Origin of the sequence: Streptomyces sp. NPDC050388 (assembly GCF_040655635.1) — a bacterium.
Lineage (GTDB): Bacteria > Actinomycetota > Actinomycetes > Streptomycetales > Streptomycetaceae > Streptomyces.
Map to the genome: position 1 here is coordinate 43,863 of NZ_JBFAKH010000001.1, position 17,599 is coordinate 61,461.

At 72.3% G+C, this 17,599-nt stretch carries 14 protein-coding genes; 8 read left to right on the forward strand and 6 right to left on the reverse strand.

Features of this window, described 5'->3' with window-relative positions; all coding sequences use genetic code 11:
* Positions 1–12: 12 nt before the first annotated feature.
* Positions 13–1,761 (forward strand): histidinol-phosphate transaminase, encoded by a 1,749-nt coding sequence (locus AB0I73_RS00210; RefSeq protein ID WP_363032183.1) that lies wholly within the window; start codon positions 13–15, stop codon positions 1,759–1,761.
* Between the two features lie 252 nt (positions 1,762–2,013).
* On the opposite strand, the gene AB0I73_RS00215 is transcribed toward AB0I73_RS00210, so the two are convergent.
* Positions 2,014–2,448, reverse strand: coding sequence for a hypothetical protein (locus AB0I73_RS00215; RefSeq protein ID WP_363032185.1), 435 nt, complete (start codon positions 2,446–2,448; stop codon positions 2,014–2,016).
* 658 nt (positions 2,449–3,106) lie between these two features.
* On the opposite strand from AB0I73_RS00215, the gene AB0I73_RS00220 reads away from it, so the two are divergent.
* Entirely contained in the window at positions 3,107–5,944 is a 2,838-nt protein-coding gene (locus AB0I73_RS00220; protein WP_363032187.1) for a beta-galactosidase, read from the forward strand.
* A 53-nt stretch (positions 5,945–5,997) separates the two neighbouring features.
* Here the strand turns inward: AB0I73_RS00220 and AB0I73_RS00225 are convergent, their stop codons facing one another.
* Positions 5,998–7,512, reverse strand: coding sequence for an alpha-N-arabinofuranosidase (locus AB0I73_RS00225; protein WP_363032189.1), 1,515 nt, complete (start codon positions 7,510–7,512; stop codon positions 5,998–6,000).
* Positions 7,513–7,535: 23 nt separating this feature from the next.
* On the opposite strand from AB0I73_RS00225, the gene AB0I73_RS00230 reads away from it, so the two are divergent.
* The 4 genes from AB0I73_RS00230 to AB0I73_RS00245 all read left to right on the forward strand — a co-directional run bounded on the left by AB0I73_RS00230 (position 7,536) and on the right by AB0I73_RS00245 (position 11,298).
* A complete protein-coding gene (locus tag AB0I73_RS00230; protein WP_363032191.1) occupies positions 7,536–7,703 on the forward strand; it encodes a hypothetical protein in 168 nt (55 codons plus the stop codon).
* Positions 7,704–8,134: 431 nt separating this feature from the next.
* Positions 8,135–8,653, forward strand: coding sequence for a toxin-antitoxin system, toxin component (locus AB0I73_RS00235; RefSeq protein WP_363032571.1), 519 nt, complete (start codon positions 8,135–8,137; stop codon positions 8,651–8,653).
* A 3-nt stretch (positions 8,654–8,656) separates the two neighbouring features.
* Complete coding sequence (locus tag AB0I73_RS00240) at positions 8,657–9,850, forward strand: MAB_1171c family putative transporter (RefSeq protein ID WP_363032193.1); 1,194 nt, start codon at positions 8,657–8,659, stop codon at positions 9,848–9,850.
* Entirely contained in the window at positions 9,847–11,298 is a 1,452-nt protein-coding gene (locus AB0I73_RS00245) for an FAD-dependent monooxygenase (RefSeq protein WP_363032195.1), read from the forward strand. The genes AB0I73_RS00240 and AB0I73_RS00245 overlap by 4 nt, the downstream gene beginning before the upstream one ends.
* A gap of 73 nt (positions 11,299–11,371) precedes the next feature.
* Here the strand turns inward: AB0I73_RS00245 and AB0I73_RS00250 are convergent, their stop codons facing one another.
* The 4 genes from AB0I73_RS00250 to AB0I73_RS00265 form a co-directional block, all read right to left on the reverse strand.
* Positions 11,372–12,232 (reverse strand): SMP-30/gluconolactonase/LRE family protein, encoded by an 861-nt coding sequence (locus tag AB0I73_RS00250; RefSeq protein WP_363032197.1) that lies wholly within the window; start codon positions 12,230–12,232, stop codon positions 11,372–11,374.
* Positions 12,229–13,002: an IclR family transcriptional regulator gene (locus AB0I73_RS00255; RefSeq protein ID WP_109381424.1), complete on the reverse strand. Its 774-nt coding sequence runs from the start codon at positions 13,000–13,002 to the stop codon at positions 12,229–12,231. The genes AB0I73_RS00250 and AB0I73_RS00255 overlap by 4 nt, the downstream gene beginning before the upstream one ends.
* Positions 13,003–13,306: 304 nt before the next feature.
* On the reverse strand, positions 13,307–14,551 hold the full coding sequence (locus tag AB0I73_RS00260; protein ID WP_363032199.1) for a helix-turn-helix domain-containing protein: 1,245 nt from the start codon (positions 14,549–14,551) through the stop codon (positions 13,307–13,309).
* Between the two features lie 3 nt (positions 14,552–14,554).
* Entirely contained in the window at positions 14,555–14,707 is a 153-nt protein-coding gene (locus AB0I73_RS00265) for a hypothetical protein (RefSeq protein WP_181383736.1), read from the reverse strand.
* A gap of 253 nt (positions 14,708–14,960) precedes the next feature.
* Here AB0I73_RS00265 and AB0I73_RS00270 point away from each other — a divergent pair, with 253 nt between their 5' ends.
* Both AB0I73_RS00270 and AB0I73_RS00275 read left to right on the forward strand, forming a co-directional pair.
* A complete protein-coding gene (locus tag AB0I73_RS00270) occupies positions 14,961–15,932 on the forward strand; it encodes a DUF3068 domain-containing protein (protein ID WP_363032201.1) in 972 nt (323 codons plus the stop codon).
* 391 nt (positions 15,933–16,323) lie between these two features.
* Positions 16,324–17,514, forward strand: a complete 1,191-nt coding sequence (locus AB0I73_RS00275) for a glycosyltransferase family 4 protein (protein WP_363032203.1) — start codon at positions 16,324–16,326, stop codon at positions 17,512–17,514.
* Positions 17,515–17,599: the final 85 nt, after the last annotated feature.

Here is a 17,599-nt window from a genome sequence, read left to right on the forward strand (position 1 = left end):
CCCGGAGGTTCCATGGCCGACGTCACCTCGCTGTTCCGCAGCAACGCGGCGCACAGCCCGTCGATGGCTGCGCTGGCGCGCGAGAGCGACGGGGCCGGGCCGGTGGACTTCTGCATCCCGTGCAACCCGTACTTCCCCACTCCCGCCATGTTCGAGGAGATGGCGGTCCGGTTGCGCGACATCATCACGTACTACCCGAGCAGCGCCGACACCATCACGGCCGAGCTGTGCAGCCTGCTCCAACTCCCGCCGCAGTGCGTGGCCATGGGCAACGGATCCACCGAACTCATCACCTGGATCGACCACCTGCTGGTCCGCGAGTCCCTCGCCGTCCCCGTCCCCACCTTCGGCCGCTGGACCGACCAGCCCATGGAGACCGGCAAGCGGGTCGACATGTTCCCGCTCCAGGAGTCCGGCGGCTTCGCCCTCGACCTCGCCCAGTACGCCGAGTTCATCCGGGCCCGGGGCACGAAGGTCGCGGTGATCTGCAACCCCAACAACCCCGACGGCGGCTTCCTGCACAAGCACGCGATCGTGCAGTTCATGGACGCGATGGCCGACCTGGACCTGGTGGTGATCGACGAGTCGTTCCTGGAGTTCGCCGACGCCGAGGTGGAACCGTCGGTGGTGCAGGAGGCGATGCTGCGCCCCAACGTCATCGTCCTGCGCAGCCTCGGCAAGAACTTCGGCCTGCACGGCATCCGCTTCGGCTACCTCGTCGCCAACCCCTCGCTCGCGGGCCGCATCCGCTCGATGCTGCCGAAGTGGAACCTCAACTCCTTCGCCGAGCACGTGGTGTTCATGCTGAAGGAGCACGGCGCCGAGTACCAGCAGAGCCTCCACCAGGTGCGCCGCGACCGGATGGACATGTCCGGCCAGCTCTCCTCACTGCCCGGTCTGACGGTCTACCCGTCCCAGGGCAACTTCCTCTTCGTGCGCCTCCCCGTGGGCGCCGAAGGCACCGTGGTCCGGGACCGCATGCTCACCGAGCACCGGCTCCTGGTCCGCGAGTGCGGCAACAAGATCGGCTCGTCCAGCCGCTTCCTGCGTCTCGTGGTACGTCCCCAGGTGGACGTACGTCGCCTGGTGTCCGGCCTGGAACAGGTGCTCTACGGGACCTCCAGGAGGGGAGCCGCCGTGCCCGAGCAGGCCACAGGGACCGGCTACAGCTCGGGCACGGCGGCAGTGGACCGCCTGGTCAGCGAAACCAACGGCGCCGGCACCCAGGGCCTCGCCGCCCAGGCCATCGGCGCCGGTGCGCACGCCCCGGGCCTCCCCGCCGCTCCGGCCGCCGGCATCGGCATGCCGCTCCCCGCCGCCCCGTCCCCCGCCGCGGTGGGCACGGACGGTGGGATGCCGATGCCGGCGGCAGCCTCACCGGGAGTGCAGCAGATGCCCCCACCGGTGCCGCAGCAGCTGCCGCAACCCGTGCAGCAGCCCGCTGTGCCGCAGCAGATGCCGCAGCAGCCCGTCCCGCGGCAGATGCCGCACCCCCTGGCGGCACCGGCTCAGGTACCGGCTCCGGCTCCCCTACCCGCCGCGGCGTCCTTCCCGCCCCCGCAGGCACCTGCCCCGGCTCCGGTACCGGCCCAGCGGCCGATGCCCACCGGACCCACCCCGCCCGGCGTCCCCGCCCGCGGCGGCCTCACGGCGGCCCAGGTCAGAGGCACCGACGGCCTCTCCCAGGCCCCCGCGGCCGGCTGGTCCGGAGCGCAGGCGCAGAACTGGCCGGAGGCGGCGGGCATGGGCCAGGTGGGCTGAGCGGGCCCCGTCGGTCAGGCCGGGCCCAGCCGCCACTGCCGACAGACGTCGCCCAGCCGGGTCCGCTGCGGCGCATACGGATTCTCCTCGCGGTGGGGGGCAGGCCGGTTCTCGATGCGGACCGCCCCAGCGCCCTTCACGCCCGTGGTGGGCCGGTGCACCACCCGTCGTACCGAAAGAAACTCGATGTGCGGCCCACTTCGGGGGGCCGCACACCGAGCCGTTGCCGGTGTCGTGTCGGTTCGTGTCTCCCTAGCGGTAGTAGCCGCGACCGAAGTGGTCACCGAAGTGGTCGTTGAAGTAACCGCGACCGAAGTGGTCACCGAAGTGGTCGTTGAAGTAACCACGACCGAAGTGGTCACCGAAGTGGTCGTTGAAGTAACCACGACCGAAGTGGTCACCGAAGTGGTCGTTGAAGTAACCACGACCGTAGTGGTCGTAGAAGTCACCACGACCGTAGTGGTCGTTGAAGTAACCACGACCGAAGTCGCCACGACCGAAGTCGCCACGACCGAAGTCGCCACGGCCATGATCGCCGCCACGGCCGTAGTCGTACCCGCTCTGGCTGTGGCTGTAGGACGGGGCTGACGCCGAAGCAGTACCTGCTGTGCCCATCGCGACGCCACCGGCCACCACCAGCCCGGCGGCGGACACCGCGGCCAGACGCTTCGCGCGTTGTGCTCGCATGAGAATACCTTTCGCTCCATCGTCTCCCGCGTCTCCGGAAGGAAGGGCGGGAACGGACGGCCGCAGCCGCAAGTCGAGATTGCGGCAGGGTCTTCTGATGTCGCCGCATGTCGTCTCAAGCACGGGCTCGACCGCCGACGCCTCCAGATCGCCCGTCGCGGGCGGTCGCTGTGGCCTAGGTCCGCTTTGCCGGGAACCGGTCGGCCGGGCGTGCCGTGCGTGCCGTTCGTGCGGCATTCCGCCATCGAGCCTAGTACCGCAACAGCAGCCTGGCATCTCGGGCGACCCACTACGCACGCCCGTTACCGGAGGAGCCGGACCACGCCCCCTGAGATCACCTGGACGGCGAGCCGGCCTCCCCCGGTGTCCGTACGGACCTGGCAGGTCAGGAGGCCGGGCGCTCCTTCCAGGCCATGTGGTGGGTGGTGCTGACGCCCCGTCGGTGGAGTCCGTCGTCATGGACTCCGGCCATTCACCCCGTACGGACCGGTGGGGCGTTCACAGGGGGAACGGGAAGGGAACGGCCCGCCCGAGCCCCACTGGCCTCACCCGTACCAAGCGAAACGGACGTACCGGGAACCTCGCGTGAACACCGGCGGGCCGATCCGTAGACAATGTCCCACCAGGAGCACAAGCAGCACACCAGGAGGCGGCTCCCTTGGAGCTCAGCAGGCGTACCTTCACCGCGCTGGCCGGAACGGCGGCGCTCGGCCTCGCGCTGGCCGGCAGCAAGGCGGCGACCGGCACGCACCCGGCGCAGGCCGTGCCGACGGGCCCGCCGCCCGCTCCGCCGCGCGCGGACGGCAAGCGGCACGAGGTCGGCTTCGACCGGTACTCGCTGCTGGTCGACGGCCGGCGGCTGGTGCTGTGGTCGGGCGAGATGCACCCCTTCCGGCTGCCGAGCCCGTCCCTGTGGCGGGACGTGCTGCAGAAGCTGCGCGCCCACGGGCACAACGCGGTCAGTGTCCCCGTCCCCTGGAACCTCCACTCCCCCGCGCCCGGCAGGCACGACTTCACCGGTGTGCGGGACCTGGATCTGTTCCTCACCACGGCCGCCGAGGAACGGCTGTACGTCGTCCTGCGCCCGGGGCCGTACCTCGGGTCCGCCGATCTGGACGGCGGCGGCCTCCCCGGCTGGCTGACGGCCACCGAAGGGGTGGCCGCCCGGACCGCGGACCCGGCGTATCTGCGGCACGTGGACGAATGGCTGGGCGCGGTCGACGCCATCGCCGTCCGGCATCTGCTCACCGGCGGCGGTGGCACGGTGCTGCTGTACCAGTTCGAGGACCGGTACGACGGAGCGGACGGCGACGCCCGCATGTCCCGCCTCCACAGGAAGGTGCGCGCCGACGGGATCGACGTACCGCTGTTCCACGACGACGGCCGCGCGGGCGGGCCGCGGGCGCCCGGGTTCGCCGCCGGGGTGGCCGTCGGCGCGGCCGACCCCTGGGGCGGGGTCTCCTCCGGCGGCAGGGGGTACACCGGGGTGCGCGAGAAGTGGGACCCGGCGTACGAGCGGAGCAGCCTCCTCGCCGGCCTCGCCGACGGGATCACCGCGCACACCGTGCGCATGGCGGTCGGCGGGACGTCCTGGGGATGGCTGTCCTCGCCGGACGTGTACACCTCGTACGACTACGGGGCCCCGATCGACCAGGCCCGCCGTCCCACCCCCAAGCTGGCCCCACTGCAGCAGCTCGGGCACCTGCTGCGGACCGTGCCGGACCTCGCCCGGCTGGAGCCGGCCGACGAGGTGCGGGCGAAGGACGACCGGCTGGAGGTCCGCCACCTGGCCAACCCCGACACCGGCGCCCAGGTGTACGTCCTGCGCAACGACTCCGCCGAGCAGGTCACCTCCGCGCTGCCGGGCACCGGGATCGAGGTGCCCGTGGCGGTCGGGGCGCGGGACGCCAAACTGCTCGTCACCGGGCTGGAGCTGGGGCGGCGGAAGCTGGCGTTCTCCACCGCGCAGCCGATGTTCCGGCTGGCCGTCGGGCGGCAGGACATCGCCGCGTTCGTGGGCCGGGCCGGTGAGACGGCGCAGGTCTCCCTCGACTGCGACGTCCAGCCGCTCACCAACCGGCTGGACAACGAGCCCGCCTGGTCCTACGCCCAGGGCCGGCTGAACGTGGTGACGCCGCTGGGGGTGGGCGGGTTGAGCCGGGTGCTGGTCGAGAACGGCGACTCGAAGACGCCCATGCTGCTGCTGTTCGCCGACGACGCGACCGCGCTGCGGCTGTGGCCCTACGAGACCCCGTCCGGCTCGCTGCTGGTCTACGGTCCGGCGCTGCTGCGCTCGGCCACGCTGCGGGGCGCCACCGTCCACCTCACCGGCGACGTCGCCGGCGAGACCGGCCTGGAGGTGTGGGCGCCGCGCGGGGTCACCGCCGTGACCTGGAACGGGCAGCCGGTGCGCACCACGGTCAGCCGTGCCGGGAGCCTGGTGATGGAGGGGTTGATGCCGGGCACGCCCGCGCCGTCCCTGCCCGCGCTCGACGGCTGGCGGCGGCGGACGGAGAACCCGGAGGCCGAGCCGGACTTCGACGACGCGCGGTGGACGGTGGCCGACCGCACCGCCTCCCGCGGCGGCGCTCCCGTCCCCGAGGGACAGCCCGTGCTGTTCGCGGACGACTACGGCTTCCACTACGGCGACGTCTGGTACCGGGGACGCTTCGAGGACGCGCGCGGCATCAGGGCGGTGTCCCTGTCGTACCGCACGGGGACGCAGGGGCTGCTGATGGCCTGGCTGGACGGGCGGCCGCTGGGCACGCACCGCATGCCGGTGCCGGACGAGGACACGGTGGGCCGGGGCACCTGGACCGCCACGGCCGCCTTCGCCGTGCCCGAGCGGCTGCGCGAGCGGGGCGGGCGGGTGCTGTCCGTACTGGTACGGCCGATGCAGCGTGCCGGGGAAGAAAGGGACGGGGACGGAGGCGGGGAGGCGGGCGGCGCCTTCGGGGCCGTGCGCGGCCTGGCCTCCGTCGGCTTCAAGGGCGCCTCCCGGAAGGTCGATTGGCGGATCCAGGGGGCGGGGGCGCCGGACCGGGTGCGGGGGGCACTGAACAACGGCGGGCTGTACGGGGAGCGCGAGGGCTGGCACCTGCCGGGCCACGACGACCGGGACTGGGAGACCGTGGACCTTCCGCGCGAGGACCGGCGGCAGGGGGTGGCCTGGTACCGGACGGACTTCCGGCTGGACGTCGATCCGGACGTGGACGGATCGATCGGGCTCGTCCTCGAGGACGAGCCGGAGCGCGCCTACCGCGTCCAGATCTTCCTGAATGGCTGGAACATGGGCCAGTACGTCAACGATGTGGGCCCGCAGCACACCTTTGTGCTGCCGAACGGGATTCTCCGCACACGTGGTTCCAACACACTGGCCCTGGCGGTGCTGTCCGACGGGACCACACCCGCCGGTCCGGGCGGGGTGCGGCTGACGCTGCTGGGCGCGGCGCGCGGCGGGGTGCCGGTGGAGGCGGTGGAGTCCCCGGGGCGGTGACTCCACCGCCCCGGCGGCTCCCTTCGTCACGCTGCTCCGTCACGCTGTCGGGCTCAGGCCAGTCGGATCACGTTCCAGGACAGCGGCTCCAGTACGGCGGTGAGCCGCCCGTCCGCCAGGGCCGTGCCCTCGGCCGGGTGCGGGACGACCCGCTCGGGTTCGTCGAGGGTGTTGCGGGCGTCGGGGTCGGCGTCCGCGAGGACGGTGTGTTCCACGACCGCGGTGGGGCCGAGGCGGCCGAGGGCGATCTCCAGCGGCAGCGCCCCGGTGCGGCTCCGGTTGACGGCGAACACGGTGACCGTGCCGTCGTCGGCGCGTACGGCGGTGGCGTGCAGCAGGTCGGTGGTGCCGTACCGGGCCGTCTCGTACGTCGGTGAGTCCACCCGGACGTCGAGGACCTCGCCCCTGCCGTACCGGGAGGCCTGCGCGAACGGGTGGAACGTCGTCTGGCGCCAGGCGGGGCCGCCCGGTTCGGTCATGATCGGCGCGATGACGTTGACGAGCTGGGCGAGGCAGGCGATCTTGACCCGGTCGGCGTGCCGGAGCAGGGCGATGAGGAGCGAGCCGAGGACGACGGCGTCGGTGACGCTGTAGCCGTCCTCCAGCAGGCGCGGCGCCTCGGGCCAGTCGTCCTGCGCGAAGCTCGTCGCCTGTTCCTGCCAGCGGGACATGTACCAGACGTTCCACTCGTCGAAGGAGAGGTTGATCTTCTTCGTGGACTTGAGCTTCGCGCCGACGTGGTCGCAGGTGGCGACGGTGTCCTCGATGAAGGACTCCATGTCGACGGCGGAGGCGAGGAAGGAGTCGAGGTCGCCGTCGTGCGGCTCGTAGTAGGCGTGCAGGGAGACGTGGTCGACCAGGTCGTAGGTCTCGGTGAGGACCGTCGCCTCCCAGGCGGCGAAGGTGGGCATGGACCGGCTCGAGGAGCCGCAGGCGACCAGTTCGACGCCGGGGTCCTGCTGACGCATGGCGCGGGCGGTCTCGGCGGCGAGGCGGCCGTACTCCTCGGCGGTCTTGTGGCCGGTCTGCCAGGGGCCGTCCATCTCGTTGCCCAGGCACCACAGCCGGATGCCGAAGGGGTCCTTGTCGCCGTGCGCGGCGCGCAGGTCGGACAGGGCGGTGCCGGCGGGGTGGTTGGCGTACTCCTGGAGTTCGAGTGCCTCGGTGACGCCCCGGGTGCCGAGGTTGACGGCCATCACGGGCTCGGCCTGCGGGCCGATCTTCCGCAGGAAGGAGATGTACTCGGACAGGCCGAAGCGGTTGGTCTCGGTGGAGTGCCAGGCGAGGTCGAGGCGGCGCGGGCGGTCCTCGGCGGGGCCGACGGAGTCCTCCCACCTGTAGCCGGAGACGAAGTTGCCGCCGGGGTAGCGGATCGCGGTGACGCCGAGTTCGCGGACCAGGTCCAGGACGTCGGTGCGCAGGCCGTCGGCGTCGGCGGTGGGATGGCCGGGTTCGTGGATGCCGGTGTAGACGCAGCGGCCGAGGTGTTCGACGAAGGAGCCGAAGAGGCGGGGGTCGACCGGGCCGACGGTGAAGGCGGGGTCGAGGGTGAAGCGGGCGGTACGCATCTCTTCCTTTCGGGGGTTCGCCGGTGCCCGCACGGCCGGTGCGGGCACGGGTGCCGGTACGGGTGCGGGTGCGGGTGCGGCGGAGGACGTCACCGGCCGGCGAGGCCGGTGTGCGCGACACCCGCCACGATCTGGCGCTGGAGGAAGCCGAAGCTGCCCGCGACCGTCAGGCCGCCCGTCGCGGCCGGTGAGTTGCCTGCGATTCAGGCCAGGTCGTCCCATGCCCTGCCCCGTCTGTCGGGATGTCGTGGTCGGAGGAGTCACGTCCGTACGGGCCGCACCTCACACGGATCGTTCGACATGTCGAATGTCGACCGTGAATTCGAACGGACCGTATGGGTCGAGCGGGGACACGTCAATGGTGCGGACGAGAACTCGAGCCGGAAGAGCAGCAGCTTCCTGCATCACCCGGCCAAAGAGCGCTGTACGCCCCTAAGGTGAGGGGGGCTCGTACAATTCAGCGATTCACGCGGCACAGGGGTTGACGCGTGTGGAGCACCGGTGCCGGCGGCGGCGAGAGGGTGAAGTACGCCGCCGGCTGCGTCGCAGCGCGCATCGTCCCGCTGCCGACCAGTCCGACGTCACCAGCCACCCGGGGAGAGAAGTGAGCACCAAGGGCGCCATGCGGAAGCTCCGCGACGATCTGGTGGAGGCTCTCGAGGATCTGGCCAGGCCGTCGACCCCCGTGGAGTTGTTCGACACCCTGTGCGCTCGGCTCACGAGGCGTCGCGGCAGACCGGTGGAGTACCGCTTGGTGACGTTCCCGCCGGGCACGGCCAGCGGACTGTACCTGGACATGACGGACCGGGACTTGATCTGCGTGCAGGAGAACACCAGTCCCTGGCACCAGGTGGTCATCTTCGGGCACGAGGCCTGGCACATGGCCGCCGGTCACGTCGGTCGGCACGAGCCCGGTCCCGCGGTCGCCGCGCGCCTGCTGGCGGATGACGCCGACCTGACAGCCGCTCTCCAGGTGGCGGCCCGGACCGACTTCGACCGGAACGAGGAATCCGACGCCGAGTTGTTCGGCCTGGCCCTCGCGGGTCGCCTGCGCGGTTGGCTGGAGGGCGCGGAAACGGCGACACCGCGCAGCGAGCTGGCGCGGCGCATCCAGGCATCGCTCGGACACCGCCGGGACTGATGCGTGCGGAACTCCGACTACTACCTTCCCGCCATCGCCCTCGGTGTCGCTTTCGTCGTCAAACTCCCCGCCCTGCGGCGGGGATGGCGTGATCCGCTGGTACGTTCCGTCCACTTCCTGATCTTCACCGCGGGCAGTTGCTTCTTCTTCGCCGCCCCGCCCACCATCAGCACGGTCAACGACCTCACGGGCATCCCGAACTTCTCGGGCCCACTGGTCTACTCCGTCATGTGCGCCTTCAGCTGCGCCTGCCTGGTCCTGATCGTCAACTGGCGCGGCGGGCCGCCGGAGACGATCCGGCGCCACTCACGGAGGTGGATCGCCGGCTACACGGCGGTCATCATCGCCCTGCCCGTGTTCTTCGCGCTGGGGGACGCTCCCGTCGAGCGGCTCCGCGACCTGGACACCTACTACGCGACCACGCCCTTCGTCCGCGAGATGATCGTCACCTACCTCGTCGCCCACATCACCTCCGCCGCCGTCACGACGGCGCTGTGCCTGAGCTGGGCGCGGCAGGTGCAGCGGTGGCTGCGCGTGGGCCTGGTCGTCCTCGTCATCGGGTTCGTGCTCAACCTGGTTTTCGGCATCGCCAAGCTCTCCGCGGTCGTCGGCCGGTGGAGCGGCCGTGACTGGGACGCCCTCAGCACGACGGTGGCACCGCCGATCGTCGCGGCGGGCGGTCTGATCGTGACCTTCGGGTTCCTGCTGCCACTGCTGGGCCCGCAGATCAGTGGCCTTGTCCGGTGCTGGATCAACTACGCGCGCCTGGGTGCGCTGTGGAGGCTCCTGCGTACGCCGGGGAAACGGCGCGTGCTTCCGCGCGTCCCGTGGTGGTCCGATCCCGACATGCGCCTGGCCGTGCGGGAGACCGCCATCCACGACGAACTGCTCGATCTCCAGCCGTACTTCGACGACCTCGTCCGGCAACGCGCCTACGACAGAGCGATCGAGAGCCACCTGCCGAAGAAGGACGCGGATGTCGTGGGCGCGGCCGCCATGGTGGTCGCCGCGGTGGACGCGCGATCCAGAGGTCCACTGCGGGGGCCCGAAGGCACCAGCGCTGCCGGAGCTTTCGCGCTGACCTCGGTCCTCAGCTCAGAACGTGAGCGGCTCGTGCACTTGTCGCGTGCCGTGGAGTCCCCCGTAGTCGCCGCTGTGCGCCACCTCGCAGCCCCTCCAGAGAGCAGTTCGCCATGACACCCCCTGTCCAGACCGCCCGCAGTGTCGCACCCCGCCGTGCCGTGGTCATCGGCGGCGGAATGGCCGGCATGCTCGCGGCCGCCGCCCTGGCCGACGCCGCGGACGAGGTCACCATCGTCGAGCGCGACGTCCTGCCCGCGGGGCCCGAGCCGCGCAAGTCGCTTCCCCAGGCACGCCACGTGCACGTGCTGTGGTCCGGCGGCGCCCGGGCGTTCGAGCGGATCATGCCCGGCATCACGGACCGCTGGCTGGCAGCCGGGGCCCGGCGCATCCCGCTGCCGACCGGCCTGGTGTCGATGACCGCCCAGGGTTGGCTCAGACGCTGGCCCGAGATGCAGTACATGATCGCGTGCACCCGCGACCTGCTGGACTGGGTGGTGCGTGAGCAGGTCCTGAGGATGCCGACGGTGAAGCTGCTGCAGGGGCACGAAATGCGGGCCCTGGAGGGCACGGCCACCCGCGTGACCGGCGCGCGGGTACGGACGCCGGAAGGGCGGGACCTGACCGTCGACGCCGATCTCGTCGTGGACGCCAGCGGCCGCGGGTCACGCGCCACGGAGTGGCTGCGGACCCTGGGCATAGGCGGCATCAGGGAAGCCGAAGTCGATTCCGGGCTGGTGTACGCCAGTCGCTTCTACCGGGCGCCCGCGGGCAGCGACGACTTCCCCATCGTCAACGTCCAGTCCGATCCCGGCGAGCCGGTGCCGGGCCGGACGGCGACGATCGTCCCCGTCGAGCGGGGGCGCTGGCTGGTGACCCTCTCGGGCACGAGGGGAGGTGAGCCGTCCCGCGAGCCCGACCTGTTCGAGTCCTTCGCCCGCTCGGTCCGGCACCCCGTCGTGGGCGAGCTGATCTCGTTGACCACACCGCTCACGGAAGAGGTCACCGTCTCCCGCAGCACGGTCAACCGGCGCCGCTATTTCGAGCAGGCGCCCGCATGGCCGGAGGGGTTCGTCGTGGTCGGCGACTCGGTGGCCACGTACAACCCGCTCTACGGCCAGGGGATGACGGTGGCTGCGCAGGGTCTCGTCGAGCTCGGCGCCGCGGTGGGCCGAAGCGGGCTCCGTACCCGCGGACTCGCACGCGACGTCCAGCGCGCCATCGCCCGCCCCGCGAACCTCGCCTGGGAACTGGCCACTTCCCAGGACATCCTCTATCCCGGTGCGGTGGGCCGACAGTCGCGGTCCGGGACCGCGCTCATGAACCGCTACGTCAACCGGCTGGTCCACGCCGCGACGGGCCGCGCGCAGGTCACCCAGGCCTTCCTCGACGTCATCACGTTGTCCGGATCCCCCACCTCATGGGTGCACCCGGACATCGTGGTGGGAGCTCTGCGCGGCCCGGGCAGGAGGCCCCTGACCTCGCCGCCGCTGACCGCGGAGGAACTGAGGACGGCGGCCGGCGGCCGGCGTGGCGCGTCCGGGCGACCCGCTTCCACCCGGTGACGGGCCGACGGGGCACGACAGCACGGCCGGCGCGACGGCACCCGCAGGACGCAACCGCGGTCGGGGTGCGTCGTCAGCCCGCGAACGCGGGTGGGGCGAGCCCCTCGCCCGCGTCCGGGATCACCAGGAGGGAGCCGGAGAGCGGGGGCGGGGAGGTCAGGCCCACGCGGGCCGTGGTGACGTACAGGTCGCTCAGGCCGGGGCCGCCGAAGGCACAGGCCGTGATGCGGGGGACCGGGAGTTCCACCACCCGGTCCAGGGCGCCGGACGGGGTGTAGCGGCGGACCGCGGCGCCGTCCCACAGCGCCACCCACACACAGCCCTCGGCGTCCACGGTGAGGCCGTCGGGGAAGCCCGCGCCGTCCTCGATCGCGGCCAGCGGGCGGCGGCCGGTGACCGAGCCGGAGGCGGGGTCGACGTCGAGGACGTCGATACGGCGGGTGGGGCTGTCGACGTAGTACATCAGGCGGCCGTCGGGGCTCCAGCCGGTGCCGTTGCTCACCGTCACGTCGTCGAGGACGACCTCGGCCGTGCCGTCGCCGGTGACCCGGGAGAGGGTGCCGCCGCCGGTGGCCTCGTCGTAGCGCATGGTGCCGGCCCACAGCGTGCCGTCGGGGGCGACGGCGGCGTCGTTGCCGCGGCGGCCGGGGACGGGCTCGCGGTGCAGCCAGCGGAAGGTGTCGTCGGGGTCGAGCAGGCCAACCCCGTCGCGCAGGTTGAGGACCAGGCCGCCGCCCGCGCGGGGCTTGACGGCGCCCACGTGCTGTTCGGTCCGGCGCAGGGTGCGCCGACCGGTGGCCGGATCGTAGGTGTGGATCCGGGAGTTCAGGATGTCGATCCACAGCAGCCGGCCGGTCGCCGGGTCCCAGGTGGGGCCCTCGCCGAGGACGGACTCCGCGCGGACCGCGACCTCGTAGGAGGTGCCGTCGGTCATGGCGTCCCCCGGTGGCCGAGCCGCTCGGACAGGTCGTCGGCGCCCTTGACGGCGAGTTGCTCCAGTTCGGTGAGGCGTTCCTCGCTCCAGCGGATCATCGGCACGGAGATGGACAGCGCGGCGACCACCTGCCCGGTGCGGTCGCGGACCGGTGCGGCCACGCAGCTGACGTCCGGGTTGGACTCGCGGCTCTCCACGGCGACGCCCCGGGCGCGGATCTGCGCGAGGGCCTCGCGCAGGGCGGCCGGGTCGGTGATGCTGTTGGGGGTCATCGCGGCCAGCTCGGCGTCGGCGGGCAGGCGCGCGGCGAGCTCCCGCTCGGGGAGGGAGGCCAGCAGCATCTTGCCGACGGAGGTGCAATGGGCGGGCAGTCGGCGGCCGGCCGCCGACACCATCCGCACCGCGTGGGTGGAGTCCACCTTGGCGATGTAGATGACGTCGGTGTCCTCCAGGATCGCCACGTGCACCGTCTCGTCGCAGGTCTCGGCGACGGACCGGGCCACCTGCTGGCCCTCGGCGGCGAGGTCGAGGTGCTCGGCGTAGCGGGCGCCGAGCTGGTACGGCCGTACGCCGAGCCGGTAGCGGCCGGGCCGGCCGGTCACCGGGACGATGTACTTCCGCGCGGCGAGCGTGGTCACCAGTTCGTGCACGGTGGTGCGCGGCAGTTGGAGCCTGCGCACGATGTCGGGGGCGGAGAGCGTCCCGTCCCCGTCGAGGAAGAGCTCGAGGATGTCGAGAGCCCGGGTCACGGCTGGTACGAGGCGTCCCACGACCGGCCTCCTCCCTGTCTGTCTCGGCCTGTTCGAGATTTCAACAGGCGACCGGAATGACGAACACAGGCTAGCCATCCGGGCCACCCCGGGCAATGGCCCGCGGTGGTCCGGCGCCCTGCCGGGGTCCCACCCGGGACATCGCCGCGCCCCTGTCCCGGGGAGCGTCGCGATGTTCCCGGTCCCGGAACGCCCGCGCAGAGCGTCGGCTCCGGCTCGGGCCGGCGGCCGGTCCCGGCGGTGACGCCCCCTCACCTCGGATCACCGGTCGGCACCGGGTCCGCGGGCACCGCCCGGTCCGGGGTCAGCGCCGGCGGGGCTCGCCCAGTTCGCCGCGGAGCCGCTGGGCGCGGAGGACCAGTTCCAGTTCGAAGCGGCGGTCCGGGTCGTCGATCTCGTCGCCCCACAGTTCGCGGATCTGCCGCAACCGGTAGCGGACGGTCTGCGGGTGCACGCCGAGCCGCGCCGCCACCTCGGGCGCGCCGCCCCGGGTCTCCAGCCACGCCAGCAGCGTCTCCGCGAGCCGCCGCCCGTTCGCGGGGGTGCAGTGGGCCAGCGGGGCGAGGCACTTGAGCGCGAGGTCGTCGATGAGTTCCTCGGGCTGGAGCAGCACCAGCGCCTGGGTGTGCCGGGTGCAGTGCAGCACCTCGTCGGCCGGCAGCAGCCCGCGCCCCATCAGGAGCAGGGCGGCCTCGGCCCAGCACAGCGACTTCGCCGCGTCGGCCGGCGGCACCGGCGGTCCGATCGCGCCGGACCAGCCGGTGAGCGCGCGGTGCAGCAGTTCGGGGCGGCCGGCGGCGTCCGGTTCGGGGACGACCATGCGGGGCTGCTCGTACTCCATGTCGAGCAGCACCTCCGGTCCCACGGCGGGCGCCACCGCCTCCCGGGCGGGGCGCCTGAGGACGCCCACCGCGACCTTCCCGGGCAGCGGCCAGCCGACGCGGGCGGCCCGCTCGGCGAGCGCTTCGGCCGGATCGCCCCGGTGGTGCTCGGTGAGCAGGAGTTCCATCAGCCGGCGCTGCAGCCGCAGCCGTTCACCCGCCTGCCGGGCGGCGGCCTCGGCGTAGCCGCGGACGGACTGGTCGACCAGTCCGTCCAGATACGCGTAGCCCGCGTCGGCGAGTTCGTACATCGCGGGCGGCGGGATGTCGATGCTCTGGCCGATCTCGGCGAGCCGCCGCCAGGCCATGCGGACACCGAGCCGGTAGATCGCCTGGAGCGAGTCCAGCGACCGTCCGTGCAGGCCCTCGCCTCGCCCGAAGTCGTGGAACAGGCCGGGCGGTGCCGTGGGGCGGCCCGCCGAGTAGTCGGCGCGCTCCAGGTGCTGCACGAACACCTCGATGGCGCGGCGGATGCCGATGAGAGCCATCGGCTCGCCGGAGTCGTCGGGCACGACGGGGAGTTCGGGGTACTCGCGCCGGATCTCGCTCATGATCTCTTCGGCGAGTGCCGGCGCCTCGGCCATGGCGATCTCGGCGAACCGGTGCACCTGGGAGCGCGGGACGTCGCGCCAGGCGGAGCGGGCCGGGACGGTGGTGGCCGCCCTCACCCGTCAGCTCCCCTGACCGGCGTGCTCATAGGTGATCAACGGCGTGTTCGGCTGGTCGGGGGTGGCATCGAGCAGCGCGACCACGCCCAGGGCCGCGCCCACGGCGAGGGCCGAGGCGAGCACGACCGTCAGCGCGGCGGCGAGCAGTCTGGACATCTCAGGGTCAGCCTCTCTGGTCGGAGGATCTCCCCACCCCCCGAAAGCGCGTTCCGCCACCCTTGTCCGTCGTTCCCCAGTGTCGAGTGCGCATTGACACTCCGTCAAGGGGCGTTTACGGTTCCCGGCCCAGAGGGAGTTCGGTCCCGGCCCGCAGGGGGTGCCGGATGGCTCCGCCCCTCTCGCACGCGCGTTTTCCTCTACGGATCCGGCCTGTCAGCGCCGATCCGTCCCAAGCCTCTGGAGTGCCCGGATGCGCCGTACAGCCTCCCCCCTTTCCCTGGTCGTGCTCGGTTTCGGAACCTTTCTGCTGGCGCTGGCCCCCCTGTTGGCCTGGTACGTGCAGCCACGTGCCGCGGTGAACCCGGTCGACATCGACACCACCGCCGTCTACACCGGCTCGGGCAGTGTGTTCGACCTCGACCGGGTCGAGACCGTGCCGGGTCAGGCGATCACCGTCACCCAGCGGGTGCGCGGGAACGTCGAGGCGAGCGTGGACAGCGGGAACGCCGTGTGGGACGTGATCACCACGGTGGACACCGACGCGTCGCTGCCGGCCGCCGATCCGCACGACGCGCTGGACTTCTCCCCGCACCGCTGGGTGCTGGACCGCAGGACCACGAAGCCGGTCCACTGCTGCGAGGAGAGGCCCCGCATCGAGGGCGAGGCGTACCTCAAGTTCCCCTTCGACGTGCAGAAGCGCTCCTACCAGTGGTGGGACAACACCCTCGGCGACACGGTCGTGATGCGCTACCGGGGCACCGAGAAGGTCCAGGGGTACACGGGTTACCGGTTCACCGCCTCGGTGCCGGCGACGAAGACCGGTACCCGGCTGGTGCCGGGCACCCTCGTGGACCAGCCGGACCGCCCGCAGGTGCTGGCCGAGGAGTGGTACTCCAACCACGGCCTCGAGCTGGTCGTGGACCAGGCCACCGGCCGGGTGATCTACGCGCAGACCGGCCCGAGGCGCACGCTGCGGGCACCGGGTGGGGACGAGGACGCGGCGGTCCTGCTGGACGCGGAGAAGCTCGCGTTCACGACCGCGACGCAGAAGGAGGCCGTGCGGCAGGCGGAGCGCGACAGCGGACAGCTGCGCATGGTGGGAGAGACCCTTCCGGCCGGCGCGGCCGTGGCGGGATCCGTGCTCGCGGTGGTCGGCGGGATTCTGGTGGCACGTGGCCGGAAGGAAGAGGAGCATCCCGGTTTGCCCGGTACCGCTCGGTGAACACTCACGGACTGGAGCGACTCCCGAGTCGACAGGACCCGAAATTGTCACCCCGGTGAGTAGCCCTGGGGGACGCCTGGGCGAAAACTGTCCATCCCCACCCGCCCGTCTGCATTCCTCCCACCCGCCCGTCTGCATTTCTCCCACCCGCCCGCCCGCATTCCTCCCACCCGCCCACCCGCATTCCTCCCACCCGCCCACCCGCGTTCCTCCCCGTTCCGCGCCACCACGTTCCGCACCCCCTGCGCTTCGTGAACTCCCCGTACCTCCGACACTCCCCGTAACCCCGACACTCCTGCGCTCGGCAGCACCGCCCGCGCCTCGCACCCCGGTCCGACCCGCACGTGCCCCGCGTACCCCACGCATGACCCCGAGACGAGTTGGAGCACCGATGCCCCAGCACGTACCGTCCTCTCCCCCGCTCCCGGCTTCTCTCAAGCGGGGGAACCCCCACCGCACCACGCTCCCCGGCGTGCCGCAGGCACTTCCGGCGGTGTCCCCCGGCCCCCGCCGGATCGTCTTCCTCGCCCACCGCGACCTGGACAACCCCTCCGCAGGCGGCTCCGAGCTGCTGGTCGACCGGCTCGCCCACGGCCTGAGCCGCACGGGCCACCAGGTCACCCTGCTGTGCGGGGGTCCGGCGACCCCCGTCCGCGACTACCGCGTGGTGTCGGCGGGCGGCGCCTACAGTCACTTCCTGCGGGCCCGTTCCGCCTTCGCCCGCCGGGTCGGCGACTGCGATCTGCTGGTCGAGGTCTGCAACGGCATGCCGTACCTGGCACCGATGTGGCATCGCGGGCCGACACTGTGCCTGGTCAACCATGTGCACTCCGACCTGTGGCGCATGCGTTTCGGCGGTCCGCTGGCTCCGGCCGCGCGGATCGGGCGCAGGCTCGAGCACTGGGCGCTGACCGGTGCCCGGCGGCACGGGCTGCTGGTCGCCGTCTCCCCGTCGACCGCGGACGCGCTGCACGGGATCGGCGTGCCCCGCGAGCGGATCAGGGTCGTGCACAACGGTGTGGAGGAGCCCGGTCCGCGCACCAAACGCTCCCCGGAGCCGCTCTTCGTGGCGGTGGGCCGGCTCGTCGAGTACAAGCGGATCGATCTGCTGCTCCGGCTGTGGGAACGGGTGCGGCCGGTCACCGGCGGCCGACTGGTGATCGTCGGCGACGGCCCCGAGCGGGAACGCCTCGAACGCCTCGCCGGCCCCGGTGTCGAGTTCACCGGACACGTCTCCGAGGAGGAGAAGCACCGTCTGCTGTGCGCGGCCTGGCTGTTACTGCACCCCTCCGCGGTGGAGGGCTGGGGGCTGGTCGTCACGGAGGCGGCCACGCGCGGGACCCCGACCGTCGCCTTCGACGTGCCCGGTCTCAGGGATTCCGTGGTGGACGGCGAGACCGGCGTGCTGGCCCGCGGCGAGTCCTCGTTCGCGGCGGCCTGGTGCACGCTCGCCCTGTCCGGTGCCCGCCGGGAACTGATGGGCTCGGCGGCCAGGAACCACGCCGCCCGTTTCCGCTGGGGCCGCACGGTGCGGCAGTTCGGCGCGGTGGCGGCGGAGGCGGTGCGAAGTCATCGGCCATGAGCGGCGGACACATGATTGACAGGGGCATGACCGAAACGGGGCCGGGCGGCAGAGACATGAGCGGCGGGGACATGAGCGGCAGGAG

Bases quoted from the DNA above. Each gene is read 5' to 3' on its own strand.
- AB0I73_RS00245 (WP_363032195.1), top strand. From the start codon at position 9,847: ATGACACCCCCTGTCCAGACCGCCCGCAGTGTCGCACCCCGCCGTGCC.
- AB0I73_RS00250 (WP_363032197.1), bottom strand. From the start codon at position 12,232: ATGACCGACGGCACCTCCTACGAGGTCGCGGTCCGCGCGGAGTCCGTC.
- AB0I73_RS00275 (WP_363032203.1), top strand. From the start codon at position 16,324: ATGCCCCAGCACGTACCGTCCTCTCCCCCGCTCCCGGCTTCTCTCAAG.
- AB0I73_RS00215 (WP_363032185.1), bottom strand. From the start codon at position 2,448: ATGCGAGCACAACGCGCGAAGCGTCTGGCCGCGGTGTCCGCCGCCGGG.
- AB0I73_RS00235 (WP_363032571.1), top strand. From the start codon at position 8,135: ATGCGGAAGCTCCGCGACGATCTGGTGGAGGCTCTCGAGGATCTGGCC.
- AB0I73_RS00225 (WP_363032189.1), bottom strand. From the start codon at position 7,512: ATGCGTACCGCCCGCTTCACCCTCGACCCCGCCTTCACCGTCGGCCCG.
- AB0I73_RS00210 (WP_363032183.1), top strand. From the start codon at position 13: ATGGCCGACGTCACCTCGCTGTTCCGCAGCAACGCGGCGCACAGCCCG.
- AB0I73_RS00265 (WP_181383736.1), bottom strand. From the start codon at position 14,707: ATGTCCAGACTGCTCGCCGCCGCGCTGACGGTCGTGCTCGCCTCGGCC.
- AB0I73_RS00270 (WP_363032201.1), top strand. From the start codon at position 14,961: ATGCGCCGTACAGCCTCCCCCCTTTCCCTGGTCGTGCTCGGTTTCGGA.